Source organism: Pseudomonas sp. AP3_22 TE3818 (genome assembly GCF_053628995.1).
On sequence record NZ_JBRJHL010000001.1, the window covers coordinates 4224178 to 4243202 of the forward strand.

The 19025-nt window shown below is 61.9% G+C and carries 18 protein-coding genes; 14 read left to right on the forward strand and 4 right to left on the reverse strand.

What is annotated here, in order from left to right:
- Nucleotides 1-22 precede the first annotated feature (22 nt).
- Genes AB7M25_RS19020 through AB7M25_RS19035 form a run of 4 tightly spaced genes read left to right on the forward strand, consistent with a single transcriptional unit; the run spans nt 23 to nt 3752 of the window.
- Nucleotides 23-2272: an Ig-like domain-containing protein gene (locus AB7M25_RS19020; protein WP_454237835.1), complete on the forward strand. Its 2250-nt coding sequence runs from the start codon at nt 23-25 to the stop codon at nt 2270-2272.
- Between the two features lie 60 nt (nt 2273-2332).
- The gene (locus AB7M25_RS19025; protein ID WP_429388673.1) at nt 2333-2794 is read left to right on the forward strand and encodes a curlin; all 462 of its coding nucleotides are present in this window, start codon (nt 2333-2335) and stop codon (nt 2792-2794) included.
- Nucleotides 2795-2823: 29 nt separating this feature from the next.
- Complete coding sequence (locus tag AB7M25_RS19030) at nt 2824-3042, forward strand: hypothetical protein (RefSeq protein ID WP_454237836.1); 219 nt, start codon at nt 2824-2826, stop codon at nt 3040-3042.
- Nucleotides 3039-3752, forward strand: a complete 714-nt coding sequence (locus AB7M25_RS19035; protein WP_454237837.1) for a hypothetical protein — start codon at nt 3039-3041, stop codon at nt 3750-3752. The genes AB7M25_RS19030 and AB7M25_RS19035 overlap by 4 nt, the downstream gene beginning before the upstream one ends.
- Before the next feature lie 200 nt (nt 3753-3952).
- Here the strand turns inward: AB7M25_RS19035 and AB7M25_RS19040 are convergent, their stop codons facing one another.
- Nucleotides 3953-4249, reverse strand: coding sequence for a DUF1330 domain-containing protein (locus AB7M25_RS19040; RefSeq protein WP_429388674.1), 297 nt, complete (start codon nt 4247-4249; stop codon nt 3953-3955).
- A 70-nt stretch (nt 4250-4319) separates the two neighbouring features.
- On the opposite strand from AB7M25_RS19040, the gene ribBA reads away from it, so the two are divergent.
- From ribBA to AB7M25_RS19075, 7 genes are all read left to right on the forward strand, one after another.
- Complete coding sequence (ribBA, locus tag AB7M25_RS19045) at nt 4320-5429, forward strand: bifunctional 3,4-dihydroxy-2-butanone-4-phosphate synthase/GTP cyclohydrolase II (protein ID WP_429388676.1); 1110 nt, start codon at nt 4320-4322, stop codon at nt 5427-5429.
- A 302-nt stretch (nt 5430-5731) separates the two neighbouring features.
- Entirely contained in the window at nt 5732-6757 is a 1026-nt protein-coding gene (locus AB7M25_RS19050; protein WP_429398636.1) for an ABC transporter substrate-binding protein, read from the forward strand.
- Nucleotides 6754-7698 carry an ABC transporter permease gene (locus AB7M25_RS19055; protein ID WP_167399510.1) on the forward strand — a complete coding sequence of 315 codons (945 nt, stop codon included), beginning with the start codon at nt 6754-6756 and terminating at the stop codon, nt 7696-7698. The genes AB7M25_RS19050 and AB7M25_RS19055 overlap by 4 nt, the downstream gene beginning before the upstream one ends.
- A 6-nt stretch (nt 7699-7704) precedes the next feature.
- The gene (locus AB7M25_RS19060) at nt 7705-8514 is read left to right on the forward strand and encodes an ABC transporter permease (RefSeq protein WP_007976227.1); all 810 of its coding nucleotides are present in this window, start codon (nt 7705-7707) and stop codon (nt 8512-8514) included.
- A gap of 16 nt (nt 8515-8530) precedes the next feature.
- Nucleotides 8531-9685 carry an ABC transporter ATP-binding protein gene (locus AB7M25_RS19065; protein WP_429388681.1) on the forward strand — a complete coding sequence of 385 codons (1155 nt, stop codon included), beginning with the start codon at nt 8531-8533 and terminating at the stop codon, nt 9683-9685.
- A gap of 415 nt (nt 9686-10100) precedes the next feature.
- Entirely contained in the window at nt 10101-11816 is a 1716-nt protein-coding gene (locus tag AB7M25_RS19070) for an amidase (RefSeq protein WP_429388682.1), read from the forward strand.
- A 337-nt stretch (nt 11817-12153) separates the two neighbouring features.
- Entirely contained in the window at nt 12154-12456 is a 303-nt protein-coding gene (locus AB7M25_RS19075; RefSeq protein ID WP_454237838.1) for a hypothetical protein, read from the forward strand.
- On the opposite strand, the gene AB7M25_RS19080 is transcribed toward AB7M25_RS19075, so the two are convergent.
- On the reverse strand, nt 12369-13367 hold the full coding sequence (locus AB7M25_RS19080) for a bile acid:sodium symporter family protein (protein WP_218480554.1): 999 nt from the start codon (nt 13365-13367) through the stop codon (nt 12369-12371). The two genes, AB7M25_RS19075 and AB7M25_RS19080, sit on opposite strands and share 88 nt — an antisense overlap.
- 84 nt (nt 13368-13451) lie before the next feature.
- Between AB7M25_RS19080 and AB7M25_RS19085 the strand changes: the two genes are divergently transcribed.
- Nucleotides 13452-14240, forward strand: coding sequence for an AraC family transcriptional regulator (locus AB7M25_RS19085; RefSeq protein ID WP_429388684.1), 789 nt, complete (start codon nt 13452-13454; stop codon nt 14238-14240).
- A 209-nt stretch (nt 14241-14449) separates the two neighbouring features.
- On the opposite strand, the gene AB7M25_RS19090 is transcribed toward AB7M25_RS19085, so the two are convergent.
- On the reverse strand, nt 14450-15550 hold the full coding sequence (locus tag AB7M25_RS19090; RefSeq protein ID WP_454237839.1) for a polyamine ABC transporter substrate-binding protein: 1101 nt from the start codon (nt 15548-15550) through the stop codon (nt 14450-14452).
- A 460-nt stretch (nt 15551-16010) separates the two neighbouring features.
- On the opposite strand from AB7M25_RS19090, the gene AB7M25_RS19095 reads away from it, so the two are divergent.
- The gene (locus tag AB7M25_RS19095; RefSeq protein WP_454237840.1) at nt 16011-16631 is read left to right on the forward strand and encodes a glutathione S-transferase family protein; all 621 of its coding nucleotides are present in this window, start codon (nt 16011-16013) and stop codon (nt 16629-16631) included.
- Nucleotides 16632-16701: 70 nt separating this feature from the next.
- Here the strand turns inward: AB7M25_RS19095 and AB7M25_RS19100 are convergent, their stop codons facing one another.
- Nucleotides 16702-18108 (reverse strand): purine-cytosine permease family protein, encoded by a 1407-nt coding sequence (locus tag AB7M25_RS19100; RefSeq protein WP_454237841.1) that lies wholly within the window; start codon nt 18106-18108, stop codon nt 16702-16704.
- 323 nt (nt 18109-18431) lie between these two features.
- Between AB7M25_RS19100 and AB7M25_RS19105 the strand changes: the two genes are divergently transcribed.
- A complete protein-coding gene (locus AB7M25_RS19105) occupies nt 18432-18917 on the forward strand; it encodes a flavin reductase family protein (RefSeq protein WP_429388691.1) in 486 nt (161 codons plus the stop codon).
- Nucleotides 18918-19025 lie beyond the last annotated feature (108 nt).

Below are 19025 nucleotides of genomic sequence, written 5' to 3' on the forward strand. Positions count from 1 at the left end.
CAGATCCTCATCAGGAGGCATCATGAACAAATGGCCACGCCTGGCGGTCAACGCCCTGGGACTGACTCTATCGCTGTCCGGCAGTGCCTTCGCGCAACTCGCCGCCGTCGATCCCGGCCCTTACACCTTTGCCACCGGGAAATTCCCGATCTGGTATCAGGACAAGAATCTGCTGTCGATGGAGCTGTGCCAGTCCCGCGCCGTCAGCACACGGGTCGCTGCCAGTGTGCCGCCGGCCTACATGTGCACCCTGCTGCCGACACCCGGCATTTTCGACGACACCCAGCCGATGGTGTTCCCGGATAACTGGCCGGACGAAGCCTTTTGGTACCTGGCCGAGACCAACATCCCCAACAATGCCGCCGGTTATGGCATGGACGCTTATGTCGCCGGGATCGAGGCTGCCTTTGCTGGTGGCAATCCGGTCGACGGCGACCAGATCAGCTTCGCGCGGATTCGCATGCGGATAAACATTCCCACTGCCGGGACCTACACCATTACTCACCCCTATGGTGTGGAAACGGTCAACGTCACCAGCCCGGGCCGCCGCGCGATCAACATCACCCGGGACGTCGGCATCGGTGCGCCAGGGGTGTTCACCGGTGCGGTCAACGGCGCGCTCGGGCCGTTCCTGCGCAGCGTCAACGGCCCCTACACCGCGGTGAATCCGGACACCGGCGCCATCGAAACCTTCATCGGCGACCCGAACCTCACCGAGGCTGTGACCGGCAGCCCCAACAACACCAACTTCGTGCGCATCCAGGGCCCGGCCGGGACCCTCCAGACCAACCTCTTCACCGTGGCCGGCAAGGTGCTCGACAGCCGCGCCCAAACCGCGGTGGACATGAGCCGTGCCACCTACCGGCGCACCGCCGGCACGGGGGGCAACAGCACCCGGGTCGAAGTGTTCGCCAAAGCCGCCAACGGCTCGACCCTGTGCTTTCGCGAAAGCATCGCCCTGGTGCCCGGCCCGCCACCGACGCCTTGCCAGACCAGCATGGTGAGCGATAACAACGGCACGTTCTTCGCCCAGCATCTGCTGGCCAACGGCACCGTGCCTCCGGTCGTGGTGGTGACCGCCACCAACCCGGCCGGCACCACCCGCCCGACCGCGGTGTCGAGCAAGCTCTCGGACGTGGTGAAAATCCAGACCGCTCGGTATAGCTGGAGCAACCACAGCCTGCTGATCGAAGCCACCTCCACAGACGAAGTGGTGGTACCGGACATGGTCGCCCAGGGTTTCGGACGACTGACGAAATCCGGCACCCTGCAACGCCTGACGGTGGCTGACCTGGCCCAACCACCTGCAACTGTCACGGTGAAATCCGCCGCCGGTGGCAGCGACACCGAGCCGGTCGTCGTTGTCGGCACTGCACCGGACACCGGCGCCAACCAGGCACCGATCTCCGTCGCCGATACCGGCAGCACCAGCTTCGGCGTGCCGATCACCCTCAACCTGCTGGCCAACGACAGGGACCCTGATGGCAACACACCGCTGAGCATTACCGCCCTGACCCCACCGGCCGCCGGCCAGGGCACCGTGGCATTGAGCGGCACCGCGGCAGTGGTCTACACCCCTCCGGCCGTGGTCAACGCGCCGCTGACCGCGACCTTCACCTACAAGGCCCAGGACGTCAAAGGCCTGGCCTCGACGACGGCGGCCACCGTGACCATTACCGTGGCGCCTAACCGGCCTCCGGTGGCAGTCGCCGATGCCGTCACGACCCTGGGTGTGGCGATCCCGATCAACGTGCTGGCCAACGACACCGATCCGGAAGGCAACCTGCCGCTGGCCGTCGCCAGCTTCACTCCACCACCGACAGGTCGCGGCACCGTCAGCAGTAACGGCACGGTGCTCACCTACACGCCACCGGCCTCCGTTCCCACGGCCTTCACCACGAGTTTCACCTACTTCGCCCGGGACAGCTTCGGCGCGGTGTCGACGTCACCGGCCACGGTCACGGTGCAGGTCTCGCCACGGCCTGCTGCGGAAACCTTCGCAGTGACCACCGCAACGGTGAGCGCCCGCTCCAATAACCGTTTCACCTGGAACTTTGCCGGCACCTCATCGGTGACCACCGGCAACACCATCACCATCAAGGTCACTACCCCTGCCGGGCTGGTCACCCTGGGCACCACCTCCGTACCGGTGAATGGACGCTGGAAGTTGACGGTGAACAACACCACCACCGTGGTTCCGTCGGCGAACCCGACCGCCACGATCACCTCGTCCCAAGGCTCCGTGCGTTCGGTGCCGGTGATCGCCAACTGAGCCCGCGCCCCATCAGCCACGCGGGTTGATGGGGCCGGCTTCAACCCTAAGGACAGGCCCATGAAAACATCGACTGCCGCCCTGCTCTGCCTGCTTGTGCTGTGCGGCATTACAGGCGTGCACGCCGACGATCTGATGGAAAACGAGGACCTCGGCCCCGGTGGCGATCTTGGTGAATTGCCACCCCCGACAGGTCAGCACGCGCTGATCGACCAGAACGGCCAGGCCAACGTCGCGATGCTGCAACAGAACGGTCAGTCGTTGCTCGGCACCATCGTCCAGTCGGGAAGCAATCAGGAGGCTTACATCCTGCAACAAGGAAGCGACTTGATGGCAATGATCAATCAGCAAGGCTCCGGTAACGATGCCTCGATTACCCAGACAGGCAGCCACAACCGCGCCCGGATCTCGCAGAACGGCAATGACAACAGCGCCAGCATCGACCAGGCCGGCACGGGGCTGCAAAGCGCCGTGAACCAGTCCGGGAACGGCATGAGCGTTTCGGTCAAACAATATCGCTAAAGCACTGCACCCGAAATGGAGATTCAATCATGTTCAAATTGACGCCCCTCACCGCCGCGATCCTCGTCATGGTCAGTGCCCAGGCCATGGCTGAAGACAGCATTTCCAACCAGTTTCAGGACGGCACCCCCAACATCGCCGACGTGAAGCAGGTCGCGGCTGCGCTCAGTAGCGCCAATCAACAGCAACAGGGTCTGGGCAACGATGCCGCGGCGGTGCAAGACACCGCCACCAGGGCGGCAACTTGACCATCAACCAATACGGGAACACCAACGAAACCATAGTCGACCAGAGCTTTGGCGATGACAACGTGGCTTCGGTGCTGCAGGTCGGCAACCTCAACGCCCTCTATGCCGACCAGTACGAATCCACCCACTCGACCCTGGCGCTGTATCAACAAGGCAACAGCAACGTGCATTACACCTATCAAAACGGCACTGACCAGGTGCTCAATGTCACCGCCGCGGGTGACGGCAACAAGGTCTACGCCAGCAACTGGAAAGGCCCGCAGACCGGCGGCCAGTTCGGCAAAAACCAGCGTGCGACCATCAACCAGAATGGCTACGACAACGTCGCCAACTTCACCCAGAACGGCACCGGCCATATCGTGACCACCCACCAGACCGGTACCGGCAACAAAACCACCGTCAGCCAGGACAATGTGTATAACGAGCTGTACTTCGACCAGAACGGCACCGACAACATCCTGATCTCCGACCAGCGCGGCGAGACCAACCTGGCCATGGGCAGCACAATGGGTACGGGCAACAGCACCGAGTTCAATCAGGACGGCAGCGACAACATGATCACCGTCAAACAGGCCGACACCATGAACGTGGCCTATGTCATCCAGGGTGGCACCGGCAACATCGCCAACATCGACCAGAGCGGCATGACCCAGACAGCCACCGTGCAACAGTATGGTTCGACCAACCAGGCCACTGTGTTGCAGCAGTAATAGGTGGATTTTTGAGGGTGTACATATCGGCCTGTAGCAGCGAGCTTGCTCGCGATGGAGGTCAACGATGATGCGGGGAGCCTGACTCCCGACTGTGCTCTCTAGGTTTTTCGTCGGAACACCGCCCGGAGCAGGCTCGCTCCTACAGAGCCCGCCGCCATCGCTGGCAAGCCAGCTCCTACAGGGTCAGGCGGCGCAGTTCAGAGCGGCGCCACACCTTCGACGATGATGACCTCAGCCAAAGCCACCCCCTCACGATACCCACGCGCCTCCTGATACAACGCCGAGTGATAACAAGCCACCGCCTGCTCATAGGAATCAAACTCGATCACCACACTGCGCTGCGGCGTCGCCCGACCTTCCATCGCCTCGCTACGCCCACCCCGCGCCAGAATCCGACCGCCAAACAAGGCAAACGCCTGCGGCGCCCGCCGGGTGTATTGGCTGTATTGATCAGGGTCGGTGACATCCACGTGAGCAATCCAGTACGCCTTCATAGTGACCTCTCAGCTTGTTTTGTATTATGGTATACCACATTACTCATCCCACAAACACCGAGACTCCAGCATGGCCTTCAACAGCATCGAAGAAATCATCGAAGATTACCGCCTCGGCAAAATGGTCCTGCTGGTCGACGATGAAGACCGGGAAAACGAAGGCGACCTGTTGCTGGCCGCCGACTGCTGCACACCCGAGGCGATCAGCTTCATGGCCCGTGAAGCCCGTGGCCTGATCTGCCTGACCCTGACCGACGAACACTGCAAACGCCTGGGCCTGGAACAAATGGTGCCGAGCAACGGCAGCGTGTTCAGCACCGCGTTCACCGTGTCCATCGAGGCCGCCGTCGGTGTGACCACCGGTATCTCCGCCGCCGATCGTGCCTGCACCGTGGCCGCCGCCGTCGCCGCCAACGCAGGTCCCGCCGACATCGTGCAACCCGGGCACATCTTCCCGCTGCGCGCCCGGGAAGGCGGTGTGCTGACCCGCGCCGGTCACACCGAAGCCGGTTGCGACCTCGCCCGCCTGGCCGGCCATACGCCCGCCTCGGTAATTGTCGAAGTGATGAACGACGACGGGACCATGGCCCGCCGCCCCGACCTGGAAGTGTTCGCGCGCAAGCACGGAATCAAGATCGGCACCATCGCCGACCTGATCCACTACCGCCTGAGCACCGAACACACCATCGTGCGCATCGGTGAACGTGATCTGCCGACGGTGCACGGCACCTTCCGTCTGATCACCTTTGAGGATCGCATCGAAGGCGGTGTCCACATGGCCATGGTCATGGGCGATTTGCGCCGTGAAGAGCCGACGCTGGTGCGCGTGCATGTGATCGATCCGTTGCGCGACCTGGTCGGCGCCGAGTACAGCGGGCCGACCAACTGGACCTTGTGGGCCGCCTTGCAGCGTGTCGCCGCCGAAGGCCACGGCGTGGTGGTGGTGCTGGCCAATCACGAATCCTCCCAGGCGCTTCTGGAACGCGTACCGCAATTGACCCAGCCGCCCCGGCAGTTCAGCCGTTCGCAGTCGCGGATTTATTCGGAGGTAGGCACCGGCGCGCAGATCCTGCAGAACCTGGGTGTCGGCAAGCTGCGTCACCTCGGTCCGCCGCTGAAATATGCGGGCTTGACCGGGTACGACCTGGAGGTAGTGGAGAGCATCCCATTCACCGAATGATCTACCCACTGTAGGAGCTGGCTTGCCAGCGATGGACCCAAAGGCGCCGCGTTTATCCTGCAAACACGCGTAATCGTTAACGACCATCGCTGGCAAGCCAGCTCCTACAAAGGGTGATTCACATTTCTGAAAAACCACTTTTGGCTGATAGCCGGTACGGCAAAGTGCTTGCACAAAGTTTGGAATACCATAATATGATATTCCATAGACCGGACAGTCAGCACTGACTCGACGGACCTACTGCTCCCGATAGGCGGGCACTCGAAGGCCCCGCTCATAAACACAACAATGAGGGCGTGAAAATGGTGTTGAACAAACGTGCGACCGCGGTTCTTTTTGCGGGACTGCTGAGCGTCACCAGCCAGGCATTGCTGGCGGCTGAAAGCGTCAACTTCGTCAGTTGGGGCGGCAGCACCCAGGATGCGCAGAAGCAGGCCTGGGCCGATCCGTTCAGCAAGGCCAGCGGCATCACCGTTGTGCAGGATGGCCCGACCGACTACGGCAAGCTCAAGGCCATGGTCGAAAGCGGCAATGTGCAATGGGACGTGGTCGATGTCGAAGCCGACTTCGCCCTGCGCGCCGCCTCCGAAGGCTTGCTCGAACCCCTCGATTTCAAAGTCATTGATCGCGACAAGATCGACCCGCGCTTCGTCAGCGATCACGGCGTCGGCTCGTTCTTCTTCTCCTTCGTCCTCGGCTACAACGAAGGCAAGCTCGGCGCCAGCAAGCCTCAGGACTGGTCCGCGCTGTTCGACACCAAGACCTACCCCGGCAAACGCGCCCTCTACAAATGGCCAAGCCCTGGCGTGCTCGAACTGGCGCTGCTGGCCGACGGTGTAGCGGCGGACAAGCTCTACCCGCTGGACCTGGACCGTGCGTTCAAGAAACTCGACACCATCAAGAAAGACATCGTCTGGTGGGGCGGCGGCGCGCAGTCGCAACAACTGCTGGCCTCCGGTGAAGCAAGCATGGGCCAGTTCTGGAACGGCCGGATTCATGCCCTGCAGGAAGACGGCGCCCCGGTCGGCGTAAGCTGGAAGCAGAACCTGGTCATGGCCGACATCCTGGTCATTCCCAAGGGTTCGAAAAACAAGGACGCGGCGATGAAGTTCCTGGCCAACGCCAGCAGCGCCAAGGGACAGGCCGACTTCTCCAACCTGACCGCCTACGCCCCGGTCAACGTCGACAGCGTGGCGCGCCTGGACTCGGCGCTGGCCCCGAACCTGCCGACCGCTTACGCAAAGGATCAGATCACTCTTGATTTCGCATACTGGGCCAAGAACGGTCCGGCCATTGCGACACGGTGGAACGAATGGCTGGTCAAATGAAAATGACGGCAACCGCGCCTCGACCTTCCACGGCCTCCGGGAGCGCCATCGGCGCTGCCGGTTCGGCAGTCGGCCAGACCGTTGCGAAGCAACCCTCGCCGTCGCTCAAGCAGCGTTGGCGTGGCGCCAGCAACCTGGTCCCCGCCCTGCTGTTCCTCGGCCTGTTCTTTCTCGCGCCGCTGATTGGCCTGCTGCTGCGCGGCGTGCTGGAGCCGGTGCCGGGCCTGGGCAACTACGAGCAACTGTTCGCCAACTCGGCCTATGCCCGGGTCCTGCTCAACACCTTCTCGGTGGCGGGCCTGGTGACGCTGTTCAGCCTGCTGCTGGGCTTCCCGCTGGCCTGGGCGATCACCCTGGTGCCGCGTGGCTGGGGGCGCTGGATCCTCAACATCGTGCTGTTGTCGATGTGGACCAGCCTGCTCGCCCGCACCTACTCCTGGCTGGTGTTGCTGCAAGCCTCCGGGGTGATCAACAAGGCGCTGATGGCGATGGGCATCATCGATCAACCGCTGGAGATGGTGCACAACCTCACCGGCGTGGTGATCGGCATGAGCTACATCATGATCCCGTTCATCGTGCTGCCGTTGCAGGCGACCATGCAGGCCATCGACCCGATGATCCTGCAGGCCGGTTCGATCTGCGGCGCCAGCCCCTGGACCAACTTCTTCCGGGTGTTCCTGCCGCTGTGCCGGCCGGGGCTGTTCTCCGGTGGCCTGATGGTGTTCGTGATGTCCCTCGGTTACTACGTGACCCCGGCACTGCTGGGCGGTGCGCAGAACATGATGCTGCCCGAGTTCATCATTCAGCAGGTGCAGTCGTTCCTCAACTGGGGCCTGGCCAGCGCCGGCGCCGCGTTGCTGATCGTGATCACGCTGGTGCTGTTCTACTTCTACCTGAAGCTCCAGCCGGAATCCCCGGTTGGCGCCAGCAACGCGAGGTAAGCCGTCATGCTCCTGACCCCCAATGCCATGAGCCGCCGGATGCGCTTCGGCCTCTATGCCACCACCGGGCTGATCGGTCTGTTCCTGCTGCTGCCGATCGTGTTCATCGTGCTGCTGTCGTTCGGATCGTCGCAATGGCTGGTGTTCCCGCCGCCGGGCTGGACGCTGAAATGGTACGGCCAGTTCTTCTCCAACGCCGACTGGATGAACGCGGCGATGGCCAGCCTCAAGGTCGCGGTGCTGACCACGTTCTTCGCCGTCGCTTTGGGCTTGCCGACCGCGTTCGCCCTGGTGCGCGGCCGCTTCCCCGGCCGCGAAATGCTCTACGGCCTGTTCACCCTGCCGATGATCGTGCCTTTGGTGATCATCGCCGTGGCGGTGTACGCGCTGTTCCTGAAACTGGGCTACACCGGGACCATGTTCGCCTTCGTGGTCAGCCATGTGATCGTGGCGTTGCCGTTCACCATCATCTCGATCATCAACTCGCTGAAGCTGTTCGATCAGTCGATCGAGGATGCGGCGGTGATCTGCGGCGCCTCGCGCCTGCAAGCGGTGTTCAAGGTGACTTTCCCGGCGATCCGCCCGGGCATGGTTGCCGGCGCCCTCTTCGCCTTCCTCGTCTCGTGGGATGAAGTGGTGCTGAGCGTGATGATGGCCAGCCCGACCCTGCAAACCCTTCCCGTGAAAATGTGGACCACCCTGCGCCAGGACCTGACGCCCGTGATCGCCGTCGCCTCGACGCTGCTGATCGGCCTCTCGGTCTTGGTCATGGTGATCGCCGCCGCTCTGCGCCGGCGCAACGAAATCAGCGCTTGAGCGCCAGGAGTACGACATGAGTGCAGTGATCAAAGATTCCGCGCAGCAAAATGACAAACCCCTGGTCAGCCTGCGTAACCTGAACAAGCACTACGGCGATTTTGCCGCCGTGGACAACATCTCGCTGGACATCAAGGACGGTGAATTCCTCACCTTCCTCGGCTCCAGCGGCTCGGGCAAAAGCACCACGCTGTCGATGCTCGCCGGCTTCGAAACGCCGAGCAGCGGCGAGATCCTGGTCAACGGCCAGTCGCTGATCAACGTGCCGCCGCACAAACGCGACATCGGCATGGTGTTCCAGCGCTACTCGCTGTTCCCGCACCTGTCCGTGCGCGACAACATCGCCTTCCCACTGGCCATTCGCAAACTGGCCACGGCCGAACGCGAACGCCGGGTCGATGCGATGCTCAAGCTGGTGCAGCTTGAGCAATTTGCCCATCGCCGCCCTTCGCAACTCTCTGGCGGTCAGCAACAGCGCGTCGCCATCGCCCGCGCACTGGTTTACGAACCACGCATTTTGCTGATGGACGAACCCCTCGGCGCGCTGGACAAAAAACTGCGCGAAGACTTGCAGGATGAACTGCGCCAGCTGCATCGGCGCCTGGGCATCACTATCGTCTACGTGACCCATGATCAGGAAGAAGCCATGCGCCTGTCCCAGCGCATCGCGATTTTCAGCCACGGCAAGATCGTTGGCCTGGGCAGCGGTTATGACCTTTACCAGAATCCGCCGAACGCCTTTGTCGCCTCGTTCCTCGGCAACTCCAACTTCCTCAAGCTCAAGGCCCAGGGCAATGCGGTGGCGACCTTCGAGGGGCAAGCGCTGTCGATCCGACTCACCGCCAGCCTGCAAACCGACCAGGACGTGCTGCTGATGGTACGCCCGGAAAAAGCCCTGGCCCTGAGCAATGAACAAGCCCTTGCCGAACCGCTGGCCGCCGGCTGGAACGAAGTCTCGGCCAAGGTCGTGGAAGTGCTGTTCCTCGGCGAAAGCCAGACCTGCAGCGTGATCACTGCTGGCGGCACCTCGATGACGGTCAAGGCACTGTCCGCCGCCGGCATGCCGCTCAAGGCGGGCGACTCGGTGCGGGTGCGTTGGGCCACCGCAGACGCCTGCGTCTACACCGAATGGGCCGAAAGCGACCTGAACAAGGCTGCCGGCGCTCACTGATCCATTGGCCTGCGCGCGCGGGCCACTATAATGAGTCACCCTCGGGCCACCACAACGTCGGGTTGTGGTGGCCTTTTTTTGGGGCTTGCACAGGTTTGAAGATCAGATCAGTTGTAGGAGCTGGCTTGCCAGCGATGGTCGTTAACGATATCGCGTGTGATCTGATTAAACGCGGCGCATTTGAGTCCATCGCCGGCAAGCCGGCTCCTACAGGTTCCAGGGATGGCGTGAAGTCACCTGTAAGATAAATTGGACAACGGATTCCTAAAATCCCGGTTTAATGCTAAATAGTGCTCAGTATTTTTAACACCCGACCCTGTCGTGCCACACAGTGCAACGAGAATAACGATATGAAAGTCCATTTCGAGAAAAGTGAAGTGTTTGGGACCCTCCACCTGCAAGCGGCGGTGGCAGCATGATCGAAGTCACCGAAGTTTCCATTGCCGAGCTGCGCGCCGCACTCGAATCCGGCCAGACCACCTCGGTTGAACTGGTCCAGGCCTATCTCGCGCGGATCGACGCCTATGACGGCCCCGAGACGCCCACGGCACTGAACGCAGTGGTGGTGCGCAACCCCGAGGCCCTCGCCGAAGCACAGGCCGCCGACGCCCGTCGCGCCAAGGGCCAGACGCTGGGTCCGCTGGACGGCATCCCTTACACCGCCAAGGACAGTTATCTGGTCAAGGGCCTCACTGCCGCTTCCGGCAGCCCGGCCTTCAAGGACCTGGTCGCCTATCGCGATGCGTTCACCATCGAACGCCTGCGCGCCGCCGGGGCGATCTGTCTGGGCAAGACCAACATGCCGCCGATGGCCAACGGCGGGATGCAGCGTGGCGTCTACGGCCGCGCCGAGAGCCCGTACAACGCCGGCTACCTCACCGCCCCTTTCGCCTCCGGTTCGTCGAACGGTGCCGGCACGGCCACCGCGGCCAGCTTCGCCGCTTTCGGCCTGGCGGAAGAAACCTGGTCCAGTGGTCGCGGCCCGGCCTCGAACAACGGTTTGTGCGCCTACACCCCTTCGCGCGGGGTGATCTCGGTACGCGGCAACTGGCCGCTGACCCCGACCATGGACGTGGTCGTGCCGTTTGCCCGGACCATGGCCGACCTGCTCGAAGTGCTCGACGTGGTGGTGGCCGATGACCCGGACACTCGTGGTGACCTGTGGCGCTTGCAGCCTTGGGTGCCCATTCCGAAATCGTCCGAGGTACGCCCGCAATCCTATGCCGCACTGGCGGCGAACAGCGAAGCGCTCAAAGGCAAGAAGTTCGGCATTCCGCGCATGTACATCAACGCCGACCCTGAAGCCGGCACCTCCGAAGCACCGGGCATCGGTGGCCCGACCGGCCAGCGCATCAACACCCGTCCTTCGGTGATCGGTCTCTGGGAACAGGCGCGCAAGGCCCTCGAAGACGCCGGGGCGCAAGTGATCGACGTGGACTTCCCGCTGGTCTCCAATTGCGAAGGCGATCGCCCTGGCGCGCCGACCGTGTTCAATCGCGGCATCGTCTCCAAGGAATTTCTGCACCATGAACTGTGGGACCTGACCGCCTGGGCGTTCGATGACTTCCTGCAGGCCAACGGCGATCCGAAATTGAATCGCCTGGTCGATGTCGACGGCCCGCTGATCTTCCCTCACGACCCGGGCACCCTGCCCAACCGCGAGGGCGACCTGGTCGCCGGCATGGACGAATACGTGCGCATGGCCGAGCGCGGCATCACGCCGTGGGACCAGATCAGCACAGTGCCCGACGGCCTGCGCGGACTGGAGAAGACCCGCAAGCTCGATCTGGAAGACTGGATGGATCGCCTGGGCCTCGACGCGGTGCTGTTCCCGACGGTCGCCGATGTAGCGCCAGCGAATGCCGACGTCGATCCGCATTCGGCGGATATCGCCTGGAGCAACGGTATATGGGTCGCCAACGGCAACCTCGCCATCCGCCACCTCGGCGTGCCAACGGTCACCGTACCGATGGGCGTGATGCCGGACATCGGCATGCCGGTCGGCCTGACGTTTGCCGGGCGCGCCTATGACGACTCGTCACTGCTGCACCTGGCATCGGCGTTCGAGTCCACCGGCAGCAAACGCATGATCCCGCCGCGCACCCCGCCATTGGCGGCTGACCAGCGCTAATGCAGGCGCTGGCTTGCCAGCGATGGTCGTCAACGAATAACGCGTGTGAGCTGGATAAACGCGGTCCTTTGTAGGAGCTGGCCTGCCAGTGATGGTCGTTAACAATAACGCGTGCTAACCGGATAAACGCGGCGCACTTGAATCCATCGCCAGCAAGCTGGCTCCTACAGGTTCAGCGTGGGCATGGTCCCTTGTGGGAGCTGGCTTGCCAGCGATGGTCGTTAACGATAACGCGTGCTAACCGGATAAACGCGGCGTACTTGAATCCATCGCCAGCAGGCTGGCTCCTACAGGTTCAGCGTGGGCATGGTCCCTTGTGGGAGCTGGCCTGCCAGCGATGGTCGTTAACGATAACGCGTGTGAGCTGGATAAACGCGGCGCACTTGAGTCCATCGCCAGCAGGCTGGCTCCTACAGGTTCAGCGTGGGCATGGCCCCTTGTAGGAGCTGGCTTGCCAGCGATGGTCGTTAACGATAACGCGTGTGAGCTGGATAAACGCGGAGCACTTGAGTCCATCGCCAGCAAGCTGGCTCCTACAGTTTTCCGGGATTTTCAGGGATCGACCTGGGCCATCAGTTCCGGAATCGATTCCGGCCGATTGGCAAAACGCTGCGCCAGCACCGCACAGACCATCAGTTGAATCTGGTGGAACAACATCAACGGTAGGATCAACACGCCAATGGTGCTACCGGCAAACAACACCTGCGCCATCGGCACACCGGTCGCCAGGCTTTTCTTCGAGCCGCAGAAAAGAATGGTGATGCGGTCTTCCTGATTGAAGCCGAACGCCTTGCCCAATACGGTCGAGGCCACCAACACCAGCGCCAGGACCACGCAGCACGCCACCACCAGCCCGACCAGATCCAGCAGCGGAATCTGGTGCCAGAGGCCTTCGATCACCGCCTCGCTGAACGCGCCGTAGACCACCAGCAAAATCGAACCCTGATCGACGAACTTCAGCCAACTCTTGTTGCGCGCCACCCAGTTGCCGATCCAGCGCCGCGCGATCTGCCCGGCAATGAACGGCAGCAGTAACTGCACGCTGATCTTGAGGATGGCGTCGAGGGTCGAGCTGCCTTCGCCATGCACATTGAGCAGCAGGGTCACCAGCAAGGGCGTGAGGAAAATCCCGAACAGGCTGGACGCCGCCGCGCTGCAAATCGCCGCCGGGATGTTGCCCCGCGCCAGCGAAGTAAAGGCAATCGCCGACTGCACCGTGGCGGGCAGCGCACACAGGTAGAGCATGCCCATGTACAGGTCGTTGCCGATCAGCGGTGACAGCAGCGGCTTGAGCGCCAGGCCGAGCAGCGGGAACAGCACGAAGGTCAGGCTGAACACCAGCAAATGCAGGCGCCAGTGCCCGGCACCGGCAATGATCGACTCGCGGGACAGCTTGGCGCCGTGCAGGAAAAACAGCAGCGCAATGGCGATGTTGGTCAGCCAGCCAAAACCGACCGCGACCTGACCGCTGGCAGGCAGCAGGCTGGCGAGCGCGACCACGCCGATCAGGGTCAGGGTGAAGTTGTCGGGTAACAAACGGGGGCGCGTCATGGGTTGATCATCCGGGGGTTGCCAGTACGTGAAAGCGACTCTAACGTGACTGGATATTACCGACTAACGCCGATGAGCCCACCGATGCCGCCTAAAGGACATGACAAAAGTATCCGGCGCAGTATTCCCGGGCTGTCCAGCCTGCCTCGACCGCTCTACGGCCGTACCGAATCGCTGCCCAATCGCGCCCTGACCCGGCGCCACAGCCACCCGTGGGTGCAGTTGTCCTATGCGATCCAGGGCGTGCTCGAAATCCAGACCGGCGCCGGGCGCTTCGTCGCCCCGCCGGAGCGTGCGGTGTGGATTCCGGCGGGCATGCCGCACCGGGTGTTCAGTTCGCCGCGCACGGAAATGCGCAGCCTGTACATCGATTGCAGTGTCTCGACCTGGGCGCCGCCGGGCTGTCATGTGTTGGGGGTCAGCGATCTGTTGCGCGAGTTGATCCGTGCCTTCAGTCAGATTCCGGTGGAATACGATCAGGACGGAGCGCACGGCCGGTTGGCCCAGGTGATTCTCGATCAGTTGGCTGAGGCACCCCAGATCGACCTGATGCTGCCGCTGCCCCAGGACAGCCGACTGCGACAAATCGCGCAAAGCCTGGAGTCGCACCCCGAGCAACAGACCACCCTCAGTCACTGGAGCGACCAATTCGGCGTCACCGAGAAAACCCTCAGTCGCCTGTTCCTGCGCGACACCGGCCTGACCTTTCGCGCCTGGCGTCAGCGTTTGCGCCTGCTCGGCGCCCTGACACCCCTGGAACAGGGTGAGCGAGTGACGGATGTGGCGTTGGCTTGTGGCTATGACTCGACGTCGGCGTTTATTGCGGCGTTTCGTCAGCAGTTCGGCGAGACACCGGGTGAGTTTTTTCGCTGAGCCTTGCGCCGTACATCTCTGTTGCCTGTCAGTCCGCCATCGCGAGCAAGCTCGCTCCCACAGGGGGCTTTATGTCGTACGCAGAATTTGTGCACAACAACATTCAACTGTGGGAGCGAGCTTGCTCGCGATGGCGGTGGATCAGTCGACACCTGCATTGACTGACACTACGCCTTCGCGAGCAAGCTCGCTCCCACCAGTTTCCGGGGTTACTGATCGGACTTGATGCTGGTCCACACCCGCGTGCGCACCCGCTCGAGCTTTTGCGGCAATGGCTGCACGACGTACAGCGTCTTCAATGCCTCGCTGGTGGGTGTCAGGTTCGGGTTGCCGGTGATGTTCTTGTCGATCAGCGCCAGCGAGTCCTTGTTGGCGTTCGGGTAACCGAGAAAGTCGCTGATCGGCGCAATGACTTTCGGGTCCAGCAGGTTGTTGAGGAATTCGTGGGCCTCGGCGACGTTCTTGGCGCTTTTCGGGATGGCGAAGGTGTCGAACCAGATCGGCGCGCCCTCTTTCGGCAGGCGCCAGTCGACGACCACACCGTTGCCCGCCTCTTTGGCGCGGTTGCCGAACTGATAGAAGCTGCCGGAATACCCGATGGCCACGCAGATATCGCCGTTGGCGATGTCGGTCATGTACTTGGCGGAGTTGAAGTAGGTAACGTAAGGGCGGACCTTGAGCATCAGCGCCTTGGCTTTTTCGTAGTCATCCGGGTTCTGGCTGTTCGGGTCCAGCCCCAGGTAATGCAGGGCCAGCGGCAGGATCTCCGATGGCGAATCGAGCATCGCTACGCCACAGGCCTTGAGCTTCTCCATGTTCTCGGGCTTGAACACCAGGTCCCAGCTGTCCACCGGCGCATTCTCGCCCAGCGCCGCCTTGACCTTGGCCGGGTTGAAACCGATCAGCACGGTGCCGTACATGTAGGGCACGCCGTACTGGTTGCCCGGGTCGTTTTTGTCCAGCAGCTTGAGCAACGCCGGGTCCTGGTGCGACCAGTTCGGCAGTTTGGACTTGTCGAGTTTCTGGAACACGCCGGCCTTGATCTGGGTTTCGATGAACTGGTTCGAGGGCACCACCAGGTCGTAGCCCGAGTTGCCGGTAAGCAGCTTGGCTTCCAGGGACTCGTTGGTGTCGAAGGTGTCCCAGGTCACTTTGATCCCGGTGTCCCTGGCAAAATCCTTGGGTACGGACGGCAGGATGTAGTCCGCCCAGTTGTACACCCGCAATTTCTGCTGTTCGGCGTGCACCGCGCTGGCCAGCAGCGACAGTCCGCAAACGGTGGCGCCCAGTATGCGTTTCATTGAGTCCATGGATCATTTCCCCAAGTGTGGCGTGAGTTCGATGGTTTTTATGTTCTGTACACGGCAGCGGCCTTGAAAATTGCCAAGGGCAAGGAAGTGAAGTTTCTGGTTGTGATTCTTGCCGAGGGCGGGGCCGGTTCACAGCGTGAGTCAGGCCAAAAGGAGATCGAAACGGCCAAAATACCTGTCCGCATTGATCAGCGTCGCGGGACGTTTCGCCGACGGTGCGGCGGCCAACCCATACATCGTTTTTTCTGTGGGACGGTGGGCAGGTAGACAAAACTCTTAAAACATTTCGGCTGGCTATTATCAAACGCGGTGAAAGTTGTTTTCGTAGCAGGATACGGCTTGTCGCGCAGGGGTATGGACGATCACTGTTTTTGAATATCGGTGCGGCGGATTTTCATCATACTGACCTCATCGGCAGTGTTCGCTGGCTGCCTGTGTGTCACCCCAAGGAGCAATGCCCATGAACGATCGGATAGAGCTGTTCGGCGCCAATTCCGGCAACAGTCTGCGGGCCGCGATCGCCCTCGAAGAGGCGGGCATCGCCTACACGGCACGCAAGCTCGACCTGTATGCACAGGAGCACCGCGGGCCTGACTACCTGGCGCTCAACCCGGCCGGGAAAGTGCCGACCCTGATCGATCACGGGACGACGCCGACGCTGGTCATCAACCAGTCCAACGCCATCATCCAGTACGCCGACTCCATTGCCCCCGGAAAGCTGGCACCGGCGCAGCCGGGACCTGTGCGTACCCGGGTGATCGACCGCTATTTCTTTTTCGTGACCGACGTCATCGCCCCCAGCCATGCCGCGTTTTTTCTGCACCAGGCAGGCCAGGACAAAGCGGCGGCGATCATCGATCTGCGGGTGATCGAACAACTGACCTACTCGGAAAGTTTTTTGACCGGCGAATTCATGGCCGGCGAACAGTTTTCCATGGCCGACATTTCGGCGTTCACCATTGCCATGGCATTCCGTGACCGGCTGGACTGGAAGCGGCTTCCACAGCTATCGCGCTGGTTCGACACGGTCGAAGCCAGGCCGGCGGTACAACGCGGCCTGAATGTGTTCAAGCATCCCTGAGCGGTCAGCGAACACAAAAATGCCCGGCGACGCGCCGGGCATTTTCAATCGAACGCCAAACGATTTTGCCTCAGTCGGTGTAGCCGAACTTCATCGCACGGCTTTCCTGCGCCTGGCTTCGCGTAGCGAGGCAGTAGTACAACGGGCATGTCACCACCAGCCCCACCAGCCACGACAGGTCCGCGCCGTCCACCAGATTGGCGTATGGCCCGACATACAGTGAAGTGTTGGCGAATGGCAGCTGCACGATGATGCCGATGAAGTAGGCGATGATCGCGTGCAGGTTGAAACGCCCGTAGATGCCGCCGTCCGCGCGGAAGATCGAGGCGATGTCGTAGCGGCGACGCTTGATCAGGTAGAAGTCGATCAGGTTGATCGACGCCCAGGGCACCAGCACCAGCAGCAGCGCCAGAATCAGGCCGATGAACTGCGAAATGAAGTTCGCCGAGGCACCCAGCGCCACCACGCAACAACCCGCCAGGACGATGCCCGACAACACCACGCGCACTTTGATGCTCGGCGTCCACTGGCTGGCGAAGGTCTGGATCGAGGTGATGATCGACAGCACCGCACCATACAGATTCAGGGCGTTGTGGCTGATGATGTTGAGCAGGAACAACACCATCAGGATCGGCCCCAGCCAACCGGTGGACTGCTTGACCGCCGTCATCGCCTCGGTGCCTTCGGGCGTCGCCAGTACCGCCACGGCACCGAAGGTGAACGACAGGATCGTGCCCAGGGTCGCCCCCAGGTAAGTGGCGAAGAACGGCCGGGTGATGCCGATGTCCGCCGGCAGGTAGCGCGAGTAATCCGACACATACGGCGAGAAGCTGATCTGCCAGATGATGCCCAGCGAGACCGTGGCCAGCCAGCCCGACAGGTTGAACCCGCCGCGAGTGAAGAAGTCCGCCGGCAGGTCATGGGCGAAGATGTAGAGGAAACCGGCGAGCAACGCGCTGCCCATGACCCAGGTGCCGATGCGGTTGAGGGTATGGATGAAGCGATAACCGATCACCCCGATGGCCGTGGCGCTGAGGGCACCGATGAGAATGCTCGCCGGCACCGGAACCGACGGCGCAATGCCGACAATCGACTTGCCCGCCAGCACGATGTTGGAAATGAAGAAACCGATGTAGATCAACGCGGCGAAAAACACGATCAGCAGCGCGCCATAGCGGCCGAACTGACCACGACTCTGGACCATCTGCGGAATGCCCATGCACGGCCCCTGGGCCGACGCCAGCGCAATCACCACACCGCCGACCATGTGCCCGAGGGCAATCGCCAGCAGGCCCCAGAACAGGTTGAGGTGGAACACCTGGACCACCATGGCGCCGGTGACGATGGGCAGTGGCGCGATGTTGGTGCTGAACCACAGGGTGAAAAGATCGCGGGCCTTCCCATGGCGCTCTGCGAGTGGAACGTAGTCGACCGTGTGGTTCTCGATCAACGGATCTTGCCGGGACATCTGGGACATGTGCATGAACTCGAGTTTGTCTGTTCTTATCTTTGTATGAAGCCAAACCGGGGGGACTCTCTGGCCGCCCCTCAGATGCGGACCATATTATGGTATTCCAAACTTTAAACAAGACTGATCCGGTCTTTGAACAAGCCTCTGAGCCGGTATCCTGCCCGATTCACGCCCACATTTTCTAGCCAATAGTCCCGTAATTATTGGGTTTGCGACGAAAGCCGTACGTTTATCGGTTCACTCAAAAAGACCTTGCAATCGATGTATTACGGTATACCATCAGACCTACAAACACATAAAAACGCGTCACACCACCCGAGGACCGTCCAATGATCGATGCCGCCATCTACAAACAAGTCATGGGCTCGTTCCCGTCCGGAGTGACCGTGATCACTACGCTCGATGAAGATGGGCAAATCGTCGGCCTGACCGCCAGCGCCTTCAGCTCGCTGTCGATGGACCCGGCCCTGGTGCTGTTCTGCCCCAACTACAGCTCCGACTCCTATCCGGTCCTGATCAGGAACAAACGTTTTGCGATCCACGTGCTTTCCGGCGGCCAGCAAAGCGAAGCCTATGCCTTCGCGCGCAAAGGCAAGGACAAGGCCCAGGGGATCGAGTGGACGCTCAGCGAGTTGGGCAACCCGATCCTGGCCAACGCCACGGCGGTCATCGAATGCGAGTTGTGGCGCGAATATGAAGGTGGCGATCACGCCATCATGGTCGGCGCGGTGAAGAACCTGATCGTGCCCCGGCAGAGCAGCGGGCCACTGGTGTATTGCCACGGCAAGATGGGTGCCCTGCCTGTTCTGGCCTGATCCCTCTGATATCACCGCATCCCCCTGTGGGAGCGGGCTTGCTCGCGAAGAGGCCGGCACACTCGACATCGATGTCGCCTGACACTCCGCCTTCGCGGGCAAGCCCGC